This window comes from [Clostridium] symbiosum ATCC 14940 (assembly GCF_000466485.1).
Lineage (GTDB): Bacteria > Bacillota > Clostridia > Lachnospirales > Lachnospiraceae > Otoolea > Otoolea symbiosa.
Map to the genome: position 1 here is coordinate 1 of NZ_KE992932.1, position 14,986 is coordinate 14,986.

The following is a 14,986-nucleotide window of genomic DNA, read 5'->3' on the forward strand; positions in this document are numbered from 1 at the left end:
TTCAGCACACCCCAACATTCAGTATAGAACCTTTCTTGTTGTGAAAAAGTAAAAGCACTTTAACAGCAACCTGGTTTGTGATATAATTCCGCTAAGCGGGTATTGTTTCTCAAATCTGCTGAGGAGGGGAAAATATAATGAAAATAAAGATAACAGCCGCCGCTCTGGCTGCCTGCCTGTTCATGGCCGGCTGCTCAGGAGCGGCATCAGTGAATACGTCAAAGAACAGCGAGCCGGTAGATATCACGATCTGGCATTACTATAATGGTTCTCAGAAAGCGGCCTTTGATGACTTGGTAAATGAGTTTAATGACACGGTAGGAAAAGAAAAAGGTATCTATGTTGAGGGACATAGCAAAGGAAATGTCTCAGAGCTGGAAAATGCCGTCCTTTCATCGAGCAGGAAAGAGGTGGGAAGCGAGGAGATGCCGGATATTTTTTCTTCCTATGCGGACACGGCCTTCGAATTGGAGAAAGAGGGCCTTTTAGCAGATCTGGCCCCCTATTTTACGGAAGAGGAGCAGAACAGCTACATGGATTCCTACATAGAGGAAGGAAAAATCGGACTGAACGGTGAGCTTGAGATATTCCCGGTTGCTAAGTCAACGGAAATCATGATGATGAATAAGACCGTATGGGACGAGTTTTCGGCCGCCGCAGGCGTGAGCCTTGAGGATTTAAAGACGAAAGAAGGAGTGGTCCGGGTAGCGGAACGCTATTATAACTGGACAGACGGCAAGACACCGGATATCCCATACGATGGAAAAGCGTTCTATGGAAGAGATGCTGTGGCCAATCTTTTTATTATCGGTTCCATGCAGCTTGGCGTAGAGCTGTTTCATGTCGAAAACCAGCAGGTAACGCTGCAGATTGATAAAGATGTCTTCAAAAGGATTTGGGACTGTTATTATGTCCCATATGTGAAAGGATATTTTGGGGCCTATGGAAAATTCCGCTCCGATGATGTCAAAATCGGAGAACTGATTGCCTATACCGGTTCCACTACCTCGGCCGGTTATTTTCCCGATCAGGTAGAACAGGGCGATACCATAACCCCGATAGAATGCATTGTGCTTCCGGTTCCTTCCTTTGAAGGCGGAGCTCCTTATATCGTTCAGCAGGGAGCCGGAATGGTGGTTACAAATGGCCCGGACGATAAGGTGCGTGCGGCCTGTGAATTTCTTAAATGGTTTACCGATTCTGAAATAAATACGGAATTCAGCTGCTCGTCCGGATATCTTCCTGTTAAGAAGGAGGCCAATGCGATAGACGTCCTTGAAAAGGTGATGGAAGAAAATCAGGTTGACATGCCGCAAAAGGAATATGATACGCTGACAGAGGCTTATAAACTGGTTAAGAATAACCAGCTGTATACCAATAAGGCTTTTGACGGCGGAAGTGACGCAAGAAAGGTTTTGGAATACAATTTATCGGACAAGGCCGCTGCAGACAGGCAGCAGGTGGAGGTGCTTCTGGCAGAGGGCAGCAGCCTGGAGGAAGCGGTGGAAGACTATATTTCACAGGAATCATTTGACTCCTGGTTTGCTTCGATAAAGGAAGAGCTTGAGTCCTGTGTGGAAGTCAGCGGGGCAGGGAAGACGCAGTAAGCCGGAATACAGGCAAGGAGTTAAAGATGCGCAAAAAGAAGACAATTCTCAGGATGTTTTTGATACCGCTTTCAGTGGTAATGCTTCTTCAGGCGGCAGTGGCCTTCGGGGCCGTACACATCGGAGGGACGGTAAAGCATTTAGATGAATATTCTGTGGGGATTATGGAGCAGATTGTAAAAAACAGAAATCTGATCCTTTCAAATAACATGACGCACCAATGGACGGATATATCCGGCGAATATGGAATAGCGAACTCCTGCTTTGAAGAGATTTTAGAGGAAAGAAATCTGACGCTCCGTGAGTTTATGGAAGACGAAGAGGCAAAAAATGAGCTGTTAAAACAACTGCTGCTCCCAGGGCTGGATATTTTAAGAAGAAACGGAGTGAACGGGGTTTATTTCGTGCTGGCAGACGGCCTGAAGGAACCGCAGAAAGAGAAGGGAAATGAGGTCTATAAATGCAGCGGTATCTACTTTCGTGATTCGGACCCTTACGTAAATCCAAAGGATTATTCCGATCTCCTTATGGAGCGGGGGAATTATGAGTTTTCACATGAGCTTGGGATTCCCTTTGACACCTCTTGGACTTCCCGGTTTAATTTTCAGCGGGACGGGCTGCTGGAAGCCGATAATTTCTTCTATAAGCCTTATAACGCCGCGGTGGCCAATCCAAAAGCCAAGGAAGAGAATCTGGCTTATTGGGGCAGTACCTTTTATCTGGAAAATAATAAGCAAAAGGATTCATACAGCATGATTAGCTATTCGATACCGTTGATCAGTGAGGGCAGGGTATATGGTGTCATGGGGATTGAAATATCCACATCGGTCATAAGCGGCCTTCTTCCTGTCCAGGAACTGAATGCAGGGGACCACAGCGGATATTTGATGGCGCAATTCGACGATGACGGCAATTTGATTCCGTTCTTTCTCAGCGGTCTGATACTCAAGAGAAACATGACGGCATCTCAGCCTCTGAAATTGCAGGAAACAGAATATGCAGGACTGTATCAGATAGATATGCAGGAGAAGGGGGCAGATTATTACGCCCAGGTGATACCGTTTTCCATATATAATCCCAATACCCCGTTTATAAATAATGGCTGGGTTTTGATGGGAGTTCAGTCGGGCGACAGCCTATTTGGTATGGGCAGCAGGGTCACGCGCAATATTGCCCTGGCGGTGCTGATTTCTCTGGCGGTCGGTATTACTTCTATCTGCCTGCTGATGCATTACCTGACACGTCCTATTACGCAGCTTGCGGCTTGGATCCGCGATAACAAGGAGGACGGTCCGGGGGACTATGGGAAAACAGAAATTGCCGAAATCCGGGCATTATACGATGCTGTTTCAGACTTGACGGAAAAACAGAAGACAGCGGAGGCGAAGGCGGAGGAAGAAAAAGAGCGGTACCTGCTGGCGCTGCAGAGCAGCACGGATATTATTTATACGTATAATGTGGAAGATAACTCGGTAGATATTTATAATCTGCTTGCCGATGGAAAAAAGAGCGGCCTTGGCACCCATATCAGCAATCTGACGGAAAGCATTCAGCAGAGTAAGATACTCTATGACGGAGATCGCCAGATGATGAAGAAAATGTTCCTGAGGCTGGATGAGAAATTTGAGCTGGATTTCAGGGCCTTAACAGAGAAGAATGGCTGGCAGTGGATGGAAATCTCCGGAAAGACGATTTGTGATGTTTCCGGCAGGAAAAGCAAAGTAATAGGAAGCATACGGAACATACAGGAACAAAAAGAAAAGGAGCAGATGGAGAGTAAAGCGGCCCGCGTTGATCCGGTGACAGGCCTGTACAGGGAAAAAGTAGGGCAGGAGATTATCAAAGCGGAGGCGCAGCTCGGACGGACCGGTTTTATGCTTCTTATGGATCTTGATAAGTTTCAGGAGATGAACGATGGCTACGGTATAGAATTTGGTGATTCAATCCTGGAAGAGATAGGCATTTTCATACTGAAATTAAAGTCAGAGCTTGAGAAGTCAGGAAAGCGTATAATTGCCGTGAGGGCAGGGGGCGATGAAATCCTGATGTGGCTGCGCGGTTTTGAAAAACAGGAGATACTGGGCATATTTAACAGATTGAACCATATGCTGTCACGCCTGTGCGATCGGGGTGAGTTAGATATCTCGGTAACAGCGGCGGCCGCGTTCCTGGACGGGAAGCAGGAGGACTACGCGAGGATGATAGAGAGGCTGCGTACCGCTCTCGGCTATGGAAAAAGACGCAGAAAGTCCCAGTTAACCTTCTGCGAGGATGTGCCTGAGTCTGAATGTATCGAAAAACGGGATTATAATGAGATTGCAAGTAATGGAAATGTCCGCGCTCTGAATATGGTAACCAGAGTGTTTAATCTTTTTGACAGAGGCGGGCAGGTGGGACCGATTATTTCGGTTTTGTTTGCAAAGCTTGGGGGTACATACAGGGTTTCGGATATTCTGATGGCAGACATCAGGTGGGATTTCAATGCTTCCGGAATATATAAGCAATGGCATCAGCAGGAGGACGCTGAAGAGGACACGGCGGTTTACCATTTTAAGGCCGGAGCTATGGAACGGTGTTCCGGGCATTTTGTCTCCGGATATGTGAAATTCGAAGAAAATACCGTATTTACAACGGAGGAACGCCGTATTCTTCATATTCCGCTTAAGGCGCCGGGCCTTTGTATTCCAATGTATGACGGTGGCAAGCTGATGGGAGCGGTCAGCTTTATCCGCAAGGCGGAACACAGTGACTGGAGCGTGGAAGAATGCTCGGAGCTCCAGGAAGTTGTGAAGATTATCGAGACAAATATTAACAGGGAGAGATATGATCTGGCCAGCCGTGCCAAGAGCGATTTCCTGTCCAGGATGTCCCATGAGATCAGGACTCCGATGAATGCAATTATCGGTATGACGGCCATTGCAATGGATCGCGCAAAGCAGGAGGAAGGAGTGAAGGAATGTCTTATTAAGATTGACCAGTCCTCCCAGTATCTGCTCAGCCTGATTAACGATATACTGGATATGTCCAAGATTGAGAGCGGCAAGATGAAACTGGCCTGCAATAACGGCAGCATCTTGAAAATGGCTGAAGAGATAGACGATCTGATGGAAAGCCAGATGCGGCAGAAGAACATCACCTGCATCCGCGATATACAGGTGGAGAATCCGTGGGTTTATGCCGATTTGATGCGTTTGAAGCAGGTAATAATCAATCTGTTCAGCAATGCGGTTAAGTTTACAAATGAAGGAGGACAGATTCGGTTCTCCGTATATGAACAAAAGATGGAAAGACGTCAGCCGGAGGATAGAAATGAAGTAGAATTTTTCTTTGCTGTAGAAGATAATGGGATTGGCATCAGTCCGCAGAACCGGGAACGGATTTTCAACGCATTTGAACAGGCGGAGGATGATACGGCTGCTGCATACGGCGGCACCGGTCTGGGGCTGTCTATCAGCAGCCGGCTTGTCCGGATGATGGGCGGTGAGATTGGGCTTGAGAGCCGGGAAGGAGAGGGGAGCCGATTCAGCTTCACGCTCCGCTTTATCCGGGCGGAAGAGCCGGGGACAAGTGTACTTCCGGGACAGAATACGGGGGAATATGATTTTACCGGCAGGCGGATTCTTCTGGTGGAGGATAATGTACTCAATACGGAGATTGCCAAAACACTCCTTGAAATGCATGGCTTTATTGTCGATACGGCAGGGAACGGTAAGGAGGGCGTTGATAAATTTGCCGAGGCTTCGGAAGGAACTTACTGCGTGATTCTGATGGATATCAGGATGCCGGTCATGGACGGTCTGGAGGCGGCGAAGACAATCCGCCGGATGGCCCGAAGGGATGCGCAGAGTGTTCCGATTATCGCAATGACGGCCAATGCATTTGACGAGGATACGAAGAAATCCATCGAGAGCGGCATGAACGGCCATCTGGCCAAGCCGGTGGATATCCAAGAGCTGCTGAGGGCGATACAGGAAGTGCTTTAAATTCGGCCCGCTTTTTAGCGGGCCGGTAACGGGTTATCACATTGCGTCTGATGTTCAATAATTTTGTAGATTCTGTGCAAGGGAAGGCAAAAAAACGCAATAGTTAAAAAAATTAAAAAAATTTGAAAAAAGTGGTTGCCAGGTTCCAAACTTTGTGGTATACTAATTTTCGTTGGTGAGGCAAACAAAATCACCGAATGCGGGAGTGCTGGAATTGGCAGACAGGCAAGACTAAGGATCTTGTGGGTGTATGCTCGTGTGGGTTCAAGTCCCATCTCCCGCATGATGCAGAAGTGGCGGAATTGGCAGACGCGCACGGTTCAGGTCCGTGTGGTAGCAATACCGTGAGGGTTCAAGTCCCTTCTTCTGCACGATAACAGAAGGCAGCTTTTCGATAAGAAAGGCTGCTTTTTTTCTGTCTAAATAAAAATAATCCTTTTAATTCGCTCTATGAAGCGGAAAAACAAAAAATATTTCAGGTTAGCAAAAGTAAATCTTCCGGTAAAACCCGCAGCCAGGACGGTACAGGCGGCTGGGAAGATGAGCCGGAATCCTTTTTGACGGTCCAGCAGAGATTGTTCTCAAGGCAGAATTCCCAGTCGAAGGGGAGAGAAGACACCAAAGGAGCGTTTACCGGTATCAGATTGGCGCCGGGCCGTTCCTTCCAGACTGCCGCAGCTTCCTCACTTACAGGAACCAGGCAGTGCGGCCGTATGGCGACGGCCTTTGTCTGCTCCGTGGTTTTTTCTGCGGTTGTCAGCGTCAGGTTCCAGTCGAGTGCCAGAATCCGGTTATCTCCAAGTCTGCGCACAGGAGATATATTTCTGCAGCCGGTCAGCCGCGCCGCCTGGTATTTGCCCGGATTATCAAAGACATCTTTCGTAGCTCCGCTGCAGAGGACCTGTCCCTGATCCATGATGATCAGGCTGTCGCAGAGCTGGTATGCCTCATCCTTATCATGCGTAACCAGTATGGAAAGACCGTGATAATCGCGCAGCACATGAAGCAGCTCAAGACGCAGCACCTCTTTCAGAGCGGCATCCATGGCCGAAAAAGGTTCATCCAGCAGCAGAAGATCCGGGGAACTGGCCAGTATGCGGGCCAGTGCGGCCCTTTGCTGCTGTCCTCCCGACAATTTGCCGGGATAATAATTTTCCAGGCCGGACAGCCGGAACCGGTGAATGCAGGCAGAGATTATTTTGTCCCGTTCCCTGTTTTTGGGACTGATTCCGGAGCCGACGTTTTCCGCCACCGTCATATTGGGAAACAGGGCATAGCTTTGAAACAGATAGCCTGTTTTACGAAGCTGCGGCTTGCGGTTGATCCGTTCCGCGGACGAATAGAAGGTTTTGTCCCCGAGGAGGATCCGCCCGCAGTCGGGCGTAACAAGACCGGCAATGGATTTTAACCCCATGCTTTTTCCGCAGCCGGAGGGGCCGAGGATACCCAGGCAGCCGCCTGTATGCTCTAGCTTCAGTTCCAGCGTATAATCGTGCAGTTTTTTCTTTATGTCAACAGTCAGCGTCATGTGATTTTCTCCTGTGTTTAATTTCTCCATTTTGTATTCCCGGCCCGGTTCATCAGCAAAAGTGAGGCAAATGCAAATACCATCAGAATCCCGGCATAAACGAGTGCGGTATCCATACGGCCGGATGCTGTTTCGGAGTAGACGGCCAGAGGGAGGGTTCTGGTACGTCCTGCGATATTACCTGCCAGCATAGCTGTGGCTCCAAATTCGCCGAGTCCTCTGGTGAAAGCCAGGACACTGCCGGAGAGCAGCCCGGGAATGGAGTTCGGCAGCAGGATGCGCAGAAAGATTTTTGTCTCCCCCATGCCAAGAGTTCTGGCCGCATCCAGCAGATGCGGATCGACCTGTTCAAAAGCGCCGCGGGCAGAGCGGTACATCATGGGGAAGGAGACAAAGGCCGAGGCAATCACCGTGGAGGCAAAGGAAAAGGCAATTTTCACGCCGAATACATCGAGAAAAAATCGCCCCAGCGGACGGTTCACGCCAAAGAGACAGAGCAATAAAAGGCCTGCCACTGTAGGGGGCAGAACTAACGGTAATGTCAGAAGACTGTCCATTACGATTTTCAGCCGCTGTCTTTGAATATTCATAACCTGCCAGGCGAGCAGGGTTCCGGCGGGAAAGACAATGAGCAGCGCGCAGACTGCCGTTTTCAGCGAAATAATTACAGGTGAGAAATCCATACAGCCTCCTATTGAAAACGTTTACGGAGTGATACTTATGTTCGGTTATTCCGACAGCGGGGAGAAACCATAGGAAGAAAAGGCATCCTTTGCTTCACTGCTTTTCAGATATGCCAGAAAAAGTTCTGCACCGTCCCGGCTGCCGGAGCCGGAGAGAATTGCGGCGGGGTACAGGACACGCTCCGATAAGCTTCCTTCCGGAGCCGGGGCGATTACTTTTACCCGCTGTGTGGTTGCAGCATCGGTGGCATAAACGATTCCCGCGTCGGCACTTCCTTCGGCTACCCAGTTAAGAACTTCCGTGACATTTGTGCCAAGACTCAGTTTGGTGTTCAGGGAATCCCAAAGTCCTGTCTGGGTAAGCGCTTCTTTCGCATACTGTCCGGCCGGAACGCTGTCCGGATCTCCGATGGCAATGACAGCAGCTTTTTCAATATCGGTAAAGGAGCCGTAGCTGTCCTCAGAACCCTCCGGTACGATCAATACAATTTGATTTTCCAGGAGCATTGTGACGGAAGCCGAATCCAACAGCCCCTTCTCGTTCAGAGCAGCCATCTGTTTCGTGGCGGCGGACAGGAACAGATCGGCCTCAAGACCCTCCTCAATCTGTTTCTGGAGCTTTCCGGAGCTGTCATAGGTTCCGGTTACGGTAAAGACAGGGTGTGATTTGGTAAAGCCGGGAATCAGGACTTCTTCCATAACCGGCTTCAGGCTGGCGGCAGCAGCGATGAAAATTTCCCCGCCCTGTTCATCTCCGCCCGGTACCGGGCTGTCAGCCGTTTTTGCCTGTCCTGTGCTGCATGCGGTCAGGGCCAGCAATGAGAGCATTGCCGCGGAAAGGACGGCCTTCCTGATTCCTTTACAGATTCTGAGTTCTGTTGATAAATTCTTTTCTCCTATCTTGCGCATTCTGTTGCACCTCCTCTTAAAATTTCAAGCCCGTGGGGCAGCTCGTTCAATATAAAACCAATACTTTCCCGGACCGCCTTCGGACTGCCGGGCAGATTGATGATCAATGTTTTTCCTCTGATTACAGCGACGCCGCGGCTTAACATGGCACGCTTTGTCACCTGCATGGAGAGGCTGCGGATCGCTTCTGCGATTCCGGGAGCATTACGCTGTGCCACAGCCATGGTTGCTTCAGGCGTTGTGTCTCGCGGGGAGAAACCTGTGCCACCCAGAGTCAGAATCAGACTGGCCTGGCGGCTATCGCTAAGACGTATCAGATGATGCTTCAGCTCTTTGGGCTCGTCCGGAATCAGAAAAGCCTCGATGACCCGGTATCCGGCATCCGACAGCAGAGATACTGCAGCTGGGCCGCTTTCGTCAACCCGCAGACCGTCCGCACCCTTATCGCTCAGGGTGATGACCGCTGCGGTGAAGGGCCGTTTCGGTGAGGGGGGAAATGCGAGAATTTCATCACCGGGAGTCAGGCGTCCGCTTTTGAGTACCCGTGCGAATACGCCCCGGACCGGCATAATGCATTCGCCGACTCTGTGATAGATAGAGCAATGGCGGTGGCATTCCTTGCCAAGCTGCGTGATTTCCAGGATAACGTTTCCTGCTTTAAGGGTGGAACCTACCTCCAAAGCGGAAAAATCCACACCGTCCACCAGCAGGTTTTCACCAAAATCCCCGTCCGTGACACCGCCGCCCTTTTCATTAAATTCCCGGACGCGTTCAGCAGGCAGGAGGCTCACCTGACGGTGCCATTTTCCGGCATGGGCGTCGTTGCTGATCCCGTAGTCTTCCAGAAAATCCCCGCAGGGCACGGGATGCTTATTGGTGCCTTTCTTTTCGCTGATACAGATTGCTTTTATAACTCCCATCAATTATCCTCCTATTTTTGACATGCTTTTATGCTCCGCTCCGCTTTGTTTTCCGCCAAAACAGTGACAGGGCGGTTTTTGGCTTACCGTGCGTAGAATAGCTTTCTGCAGGGCGTCTTTATATCCGGCTTGCCTGAAATGCGGTTTGATGCAAATGTTGCTTTCAAATCCCAGACATCCTTTCAGAAAACCGTCGGCGGTCAGACGGATACGGTTGCAGCTTTTGCAAAAGCTGCCGTGTACGGCGCTGATAAAACCGATGCAGCCGGTAAAACCCGGGATGCGGTAGTAGACGGCAGGACCGAATCCGCGTTCACTTTCCTCCGGCTTAATGTCAGGATACCGGGAGGACAGAAGTTTCAGTATATCCAGGTGATTCAGGGCAGGCATGGGGGTGCTTCCAAACGGCATGGCCTCAATAAAACGGACATCGGCTGGGAAACTGCGGGCCATCTCAGCGAGAGCAAGATAATCGGTGACGGGTACAAGCCCATCCATGATTACACAGTTAATTTTCATGGGGATTCCCAGCCCGGCGGTACTGCGGATGGAATCTAACAGTTGCGGAAGACGGTCTGAACCGGTGAGGGCCGCGTAGCATGCCCTGTCAGGCGTATCCATGCTGATATTAATTCCGTCAATTCCGGCTTCCTTCAGCCGTCCGAGATGTTCGCTGAGAAGGAGACCGTTTGTCGTGAGAGTAACCGTCTCGATGCCGGGTGTTTTTTTTAGCTTTTCCACGACGGAGCAGCAGTCCGTTCTTAGAAGTGGTTCTCCGCCGGTGATTTTGATATGCCGGATGCCGAGAATCGCGGCCTCACGGCAGAACGCAAGGATTTCCTCAGACGTCAGCAGTGCTTTCCTGCTCAGAAACGGGGAATTTTCCGGACGGCAGTAGGCACAGTTTAAATTGCAGCGGTCTGTGACGGAGACGCGCAGATAATCAATAATTCTACCGTAGGGATCTTTCAAACACACCGCTTTTTCCTCCTGATTTGCGGAGAAGGCAAATCTCTCCGATTGTCATTGTCTTGTCCACAGCCTTGCACATATCGTAAATTGTCAGGAGAGCGGCGGATACGCCGGTCAGCGCTTCCATCTCCACACCTGTTTTGCCGGTGGTCCGTACGGTGCAGACCGCTTTGATTTCGCAGTCTGCCTCATGGATGGAAAATCTGATTTCCGCATAAGTCAGATTCATGAGATGACAGAGAGGAATGATGTTTGAGGTCTGTTTAAGCGCCATGATTCCGGCAATTCTGGCAACGCCCAGTACATCTCCCTTTTTTATCCGGCCGGTACTGACCCGTTCCAGACACTCGCGCGTCATAGAGATCCTTCCGCCTGCCGATGCTTCACGTACGGTATCTTCTTTTCCGCCGACATCAACCATGACAGCTTCTCCGTTTTCGTTAAAATGGGTGAATTCCAATGCTACACCCCCTTGCCGAAGCCGCAGTTTGGAAAGGTACAGACCGGACAGGAGAGGCATAATCCGCCTTCGCCAAGGGAAGCGAGATCCTCTGGCGTAACGGGGTCCTCCGCCATCAGGCGGGGAAGGACAAGATCGAAGATCGTGCGTTCTGCATACATGACACAGCCTGGAAGGCCGACGATGGGGACGGTGCGTCCTCCGTATTCGCAGTAGGCGAGAAGGAACATGGCTCCGGGCAATACCGGTGCGCCATAGGAGACGATATGCGCCCCGGTGTTTTTAATGGCCAGCGGAGTCTGATCATCGGGATCGACGCTCATCCCGCCGGTGCAGCAGACGAGTTCGGCCCCGTTTTCAATTAATTCAATAATTGCTTTCGTGATTCTTTCCGGCTCATCGGGCAGAGTGATATGACCGGTTACTTCCGCGTTATAATCTTTGAGCTTCTGTATAATAACAGGAGTAAAGGTATCGGCGATGCGTCCCCTGTACACTTCGTTTCCGGTAGTGACAATGCCGGCTTTTTTCAGCGTAAAGGGGAGGAGGGAGAAAATGGGTTCTCCTCCGGCGGCCTCCTTTGCCTTATCCATGGAATCCATGGGGATGACAAGGGGAATGATTCTGGTTCCCAGCAGCTTGTCACCGGCCCTTACGGCAGTGTCACCATGGCGGGAGGCAATCATCATCTGTCCGAGGGAATTGATGGCTTTCAGCTTGTCACGGCGGATTTTAAATAAACCGCTGCACTCGGCAGTCAGCTCGATTTTTCCCTCTTTCACTCGGGAACGTTTCATATTGTCATTTAAGCAAATACTGCAAAGTATCTCGGCAGCTTCGTTTTCATGGAGCATGGTTTCGTCATTATCCCATATGTACAGCTGTTCTTTTCCAACGCTTAACAGCACCGGAATATCCTCCTCAGCAACAATGTGGCCTTTGCGGAATACGGCATCCTTTGTTACGCCTTTAATAATCTGTGTGATATCGTGGCAGAGTACGGAGCCGACGGCATCCTCTGTCTTTATCAATCTCATCTGTTTTCCTCCTGTTTCTTCTTCTCCTGAGTAATATTTGTCTGATTCAGTCCGCTGCGGACTGCTATCAGCTCGGCGGCAATACTGACAGCGATTTCAGCGGGAGTGGAGGCACCGATATTTAACCCGATGGGAGCGTGAACGCGTTCCAGCTCCTCGGTACGGAATCCCATATTTAACAGCTTTTGAGTTAAAACGGATTTCTTTTTGCGGCTCCCCATAACACCGATATAGAGAGAGGGGGAGCGCATGGCACAGGCCTGGGCCTGAAGATCAAATATATGTCCTCTCGTCATGATGACGAAGTAATTCCCGGCGGCAGGATACAGGCTTTCCTCCAGATGGTCAAAGGAGACAACGGCGGTGCCGAAGGCATCCGGGAAGTCCTCTTTTCTTAGAAATTCCTCTCTGTCATCATAAACGGCGCAGGAAAATCCGACCCTCGAGAGCAGAGGAACCAGCTCCCTCGCCACATGTCCGCCGCCGAAAATGTGAACCAGGCTGTCGGACGCAATCGGTTCCAGATAATATTCCCTGCCGTCCGATACGGTGGTGCCTGGCTTTCCCCGGCGGCAGGCGTCCGTGACAGACGCGGGAACCTTCGGCGGAAGAGGAATATCAGGGCCGAAAATCCCCATAAATTCCCGGCCGGCGCCGCGGCCGCGAGAAACAGAGCGGTCCGTGCCGGCAGAATGAGCAGAGGAAGCGGAAGTTTCCGGAAGTTCGAGTACCAGCCATAGATTTCCGGGTGCCTTTAGCAGGGGCAGGGCGGTACGGCAGAGGGATTTTACATCTTCCCGCTCAGGACCGATATAGTGGAATGCCAACTTAACCCTTCCTCCGCAGACCATACCGATCCCGGAGGAGGGCTCAGACAAATCATATTCCCGGCGTGCGGAAGTCTGTTTTAAGAGTAGACGTGCCGCTTCGTTCTGGGCTTCATATTCAATCGGGCCGCCGCCCACCGTACCTGTGATCCGTCCGTTCCGGCCGACCAGCATTCTGGCACCGGCTCCCCTGGGTGCGGATCCCAGGCTGTCGGTAACGGTGACTGCCATTACGCTGTTCATATTTTCCAGCTCTTTCAGAAGCGCTGTCAGGTAAAGCGTTATTTCATTCATTGCAGATCCTTCCCAAAATATTTATCAAAGCAGGCTTTCGCATAAGCCGTTACTTCCTCATCATACGCAGTAAAACGTTCCAGAAAAGCCTCACCTTCCCCTGTCAGGGTGGTGGCCCCGCCGTCGCTTCCGCCGGGCCGTCTGTGTATGGCGGTAATGCCGGCCTGAAGCTCCAAATCGTTCAGGATATTCCATCCTTTACTGTAGGACAGGCCCATCAGTCCGCAGGCCTTTTTGACGGAGCCGGTCTGCCGGATTAACCGCAGAAGCATGGCTGCGGTGCGGTCAAAGAAGGGCAATTCCCGTTCCAGAGACAGACTCACCAGCGGAAGAAAGGGCTGTTTTCTGTGGCGTTCCAGAAGCTCGGCACAGTCAGTGGAAAGCTCTGCATCAAACAGGACACCTTCGTCGGGAACTTCCACCAGAGTGCGCTGATACGGAGAGAGGCGGAGGGCTTCACGCAGACCGCCGTTCCCCTCGTATCCAAGCAGAAACGGCTGGATATTTGCACCAAGTAAGAGAGGATGTCCTCTTTTTTTGTTGATCTGAGGCACGGCAGATTCCGCTCCGCTTTCCAGCAGAAGCAGCACGGTGGACACGGTAAAAAGCGGTATGTCGGCCGGGGTAAACAGCACAGGGCAGTTCGACGCGGCCAGATAGGTCAGACCGATGCGCACGGAGGCCATCATATCGGAATTTTCCCAGTCCTCATTACGGAGACAGATGGCGCCGCTGCGGGCAAGATGGCGCTCCAGTTCTCTGGCTTGATATCCGGTTACAACGACAATATCCCCGGCGCCGGCCTGCCGGAATGTATGAATAACTCTCCGTATGACAGACAGTGAGCCGAGGGGATCGGATACCTGGAAACTGTCTCTCCGGTGCGGCTTACCGGCCGCTGCAATCAGCGCGTGAAATGTCGGAATACTCATCGTTTTACCTCCTCAAAAGTTTTTTGATTCGTTCATAATCCTCCGTTGTATCGGCATCCGTGAGGATGCCAGGGTCGGAGACCGCAAGCATCAAAGGCTTTATGGATAGCCCATTCAGCGCCCCGCGCAGCCCGTCTGTCCCGTCATGCTCAAGCAGCGCAAAAAGCATGGATGAGGAGACGCAAACAGGATGGCCTTTCCGTCCGCTGCAGACAGGAATAACGATATCTGCCTCCTGCCGCGCCATGCAGGCGATAGTCTCGGAAGAGACGAGCGGTATATCTGCCGGACAGAGAAAAATCTTATCCGGGAGCGGCGCTGCCTCCTCCTTTTGGAGATAGAGAAGGCCCAGACGCAGCGAGTCAAACATCTGTGATGTCCGATAGGCGGAGTTATGGACCAGACGGACGGGCAGCCCGCCCAGATGAGAGGCAAGTGTTTCAGCCATGTAGCCGGTGACGACTGTAACGGGAAGGGAACCGGCTCCGACAAACGCGAGAACCAGGGAACGGGATATGCTTTCTTCCCCGAGAGGAAGAATCGGTTTGAATGCACCCATCCGGGTAGATAAACCGGCAGCAGCGATTACGGCGGTAAAGGTATTAGTGGGACACATAAAATTTAACCTCCGGATAGATTTTGACAGACTGTTTCGTCAGAATTGGAACGAGTATATCATTATTTGTGGCAAATTATCAATATTTTATTTTAAAATTGTGTGATATGACAATAGAATTGAAGGGAATTGGGAAATTCAGGTTAAAAAGTATACAAAATATACAAATAGACAACAAAAATGCTTACGAGTTATTTTGAAAAAGAATTATTAAGACT

General features: G+C 50.8%; 12 protein-coding genes and 2 tRNA genes. 4 read left to right on the forward strand and 10 right to left on the reverse strand.

Annotated elements, in window-relative coordinates; all coding sequences use genetic code 11:
• The first annotated feature begins 137 nt into the window (after window positions 1–137).
• The 4 genes from CLOSYM_RS12745 (at window position 138) to CLOSYM_RS12760 (ending at window position 5,961) form a co-directional block, all read left to right on the forward strand.
• Window positions 138–1,607: an extracellular solute-binding protein gene (locus CLOSYM_RS12745; RefSeq protein ID WP_021642426.1), complete on the forward strand. Its 1,470-nt coding sequence runs from the start codon at window positions 138–140 to the stop codon at window positions 1,605–1,607.
• A 26-nt stretch (window positions 1,608–1,633) separates the two neighbouring features.
• Complete coding sequence (locus CLOSYM_RS12750; RefSeq protein WP_021642427.1) at window positions 1,634–5,590, forward strand: ATP-binding protein; 3,957 nt, start codon at window positions 1,634–1,636, stop codon at window positions 5,588–5,590.
• A gap of 199 nt (window positions 5,591–5,789) precedes the next feature.
• Window positions 5,790–5,873: transfer RNA gene (locus CLOSYM_RS12755), tRNA-Leu, on the forward strand.
• Between the two features lie 4 nt (window positions 5,874–5,877).
• Window positions 5,878–5,961: transfer RNA gene (locus CLOSYM_RS12760), tRNA-Leu, on the forward strand.
• Window positions 5,962–6,065: 104 nt separating this feature from the next.
• Here CLOSYM_RS12760 and CLOSYM_RS12765 read toward each other — a convergent pair.
• Genes CLOSYM_RS12765 through CLOSYM_RS12810 form a run of 10 tightly spaced genes read right to left on the reverse strand, consistent with a single transcriptional unit; the run spans window position 6,066 to window position 14,768 of the window.
• The gene (locus CLOSYM_RS12765) at window positions 6,066–7,118 is read right to left on the reverse strand and encodes a sulfate/molybdate ABC transporter ATP-binding protein (RefSeq protein WP_044902412.1); all 1,053 of its coding nucleotides are present in this window, start codon (window positions 7,116–7,118) and stop codon (window positions 6,066–6,068) included.
• Between the two features lie 17 nt (window positions 7,119–7,135).
• Window positions 7,136–7,801 (reverse strand): molybdate ABC transporter permease subunit, encoded by a 666-nt coding sequence (gene modB / locus CLOSYM_RS12770; RefSeq protein WP_021642429.1) that lies wholly within the window; start codon window positions 7,799–7,801, stop codon window positions 7,136–7,138.
• 45 nt (window positions 7,802–7,846) lie between these two features.
• Window positions 7,847–8,710 (reverse strand): molybdate ABC transporter substrate-binding protein, encoded by an 864-nt coding sequence (modA, locus tag CLOSYM_RS12775; RefSeq protein ID WP_021642430.1) that lies wholly within the window; start codon window positions 8,708–8,710, stop codon window positions 7,847–7,849.
• The gene (locus tag CLOSYM_RS12780; protein ID WP_021642431.1) at window positions 8,698–9,630 is read right to left on the reverse strand and encodes an MOSC domain-containing protein; all 933 of its coding nucleotides are present in this window, start codon (window positions 9,628–9,630) and stop codon (window positions 8,698–8,700) included. Before CLOSYM_RS12780 ends, modA begins: the two co-directional genes overlap by 13 nt.
• Window positions 9,631–9,633: 3 nt before the next feature.
• The gene (moaA, locus tag CLOSYM_RS12785; RefSeq protein WP_021642432.1) at window positions 9,634–10,608 is read right to left on the reverse strand and encodes a GTP 3',8-cyclase MoaA; all 975 of its coding nucleotides are present in this window, start codon (window positions 10,606–10,608) and stop codon (window positions 9,634–9,636) included.
• Window positions 10,583–11,062, reverse strand: a complete 480-nt coding sequence (gene moaC / locus CLOSYM_RS12790; protein WP_003507691.1) for a cyclic pyranopterin monophosphate synthase MoaC — start codon at window positions 11,060–11,062, stop codon at window positions 10,583–10,585. Before moaC ends, moaA begins: the two co-directional genes overlap by 26 nt.
• 2 nt (window positions 11,063–11,064) lie before the next feature.
• Window positions 11,065–12,099 (reverse strand): molybdopterin-binding protein, encoded by a 1,035-nt coding sequence (locus tag CLOSYM_RS12795; RefSeq protein ID WP_021642433.1) that lies wholly within the window; start codon window positions 12,097–12,099, stop codon window positions 11,065–11,067.
• Window positions 12,096–13,220 carry an XdhC family protein gene (locus CLOSYM_RS12800; RefSeq protein ID WP_021642434.1) on the reverse strand — a complete coding sequence of 375 codons (1,125 nt, stop codon included), beginning with the start codon at window positions 13,218–13,220 and terminating at the stop codon, window positions 12,096–12,098. Before CLOSYM_RS12800 ends, CLOSYM_RS12795 begins: the two co-directional genes overlap by 4 nt.
• Window positions 13,217–14,152 carry an NTP transferase domain-containing protein gene (locus tag CLOSYM_RS12805; RefSeq protein WP_021642435.1) on the reverse strand — a complete coding sequence of 312 codons (936 nt, stop codon included), beginning with the start codon at window positions 14,150–14,152 and terminating at the stop codon, window positions 13,217–13,219. The genes CLOSYM_RS12800 and CLOSYM_RS12805 overlap by 4 nt, the downstream gene beginning before the upstream one ends.
• 4 nt (window positions 14,153–14,156) lie before the next feature.
• A complete protein-coding gene (locus CLOSYM_RS12810; RefSeq protein ID WP_021642436.1) occupies window positions 14,157–14,768 on the reverse strand; it encodes a nucleotidyltransferase family protein in 612 nt (203 codons plus the stop codon).
• Window positions 14,769–14,986 lie beyond the last annotated feature (218 nt).

Bases quoted from the DNA above. Each gene is read 5' to 3' on its own strand.
- CLOSYM_RS12745 (WP_021642426.1), top strand. From the start codon at position 138: ATGAAAATAAAGATAACAGCCGCCGCTCTGGCTGCCTGCCTGTTCATG.
- CLOSYM_RS12750 (WP_021642427.1), top strand. From the start codon at position 1,634: ATGCGCAAAAAGAAGACAATTCTCAGGATGTTTTTGATACCGCTTTCA.
- CLOSYM_RS12765 (WP_044902412.1), bottom strand. From the start codon at position 7,118: ATGACGCTGACTGTTGACATAAAGAAAAAACTGCACGATTATACGCTG.
- modB (WP_021642429.1), bottom strand. From the start codon at position 7,801: ATGGATTTCTCACCTGTAATTATTTCGCTGAAAACGGCAGTCTGCGCG.
- modA (WP_021642430.1), bottom strand. From the start codon at position 8,710: ATGCGCAAGATAGGAGAAAAGAATTTATCAACAGAACTCAGAATCTGT.
- CLOSYM_RS12780 (WP_021642431.1), bottom strand. From the start codon at position 9,630: ATGGGAGTTATAAAAGCAATCTGTATCAGCGAAAAGAAAGGCACCAAT.
- CLOSYM_RS12795 (WP_021642433.1), bottom strand. From the start codon at position 12,099: ATGAGATTGATAAAGACAGAGGATGCCGTCGGCTCCGTACTCTGCCAC.
- CLOSYM_RS12800 (WP_021642434.1), bottom strand. From the start codon at position 13,220: ATGAATGAAATAACGCTTTACCTGACAGCGCTTCTGAAAGAGCTGGAA.
- CLOSYM_RS12805 (WP_021642435.1), bottom strand. From the start codon at position 14,152: ATGAGTATTCCGACATTTCACGCGCTGATTGCAGCGGCCGGTAAGCCG.
- CLOSYM_RS12810 (WP_021642436.1), bottom strand. From the start codon at position 14,768: ATGTGTCCCACTAATACCTTTACCGCCGTAATCGCTGCTGCCGGTTTA.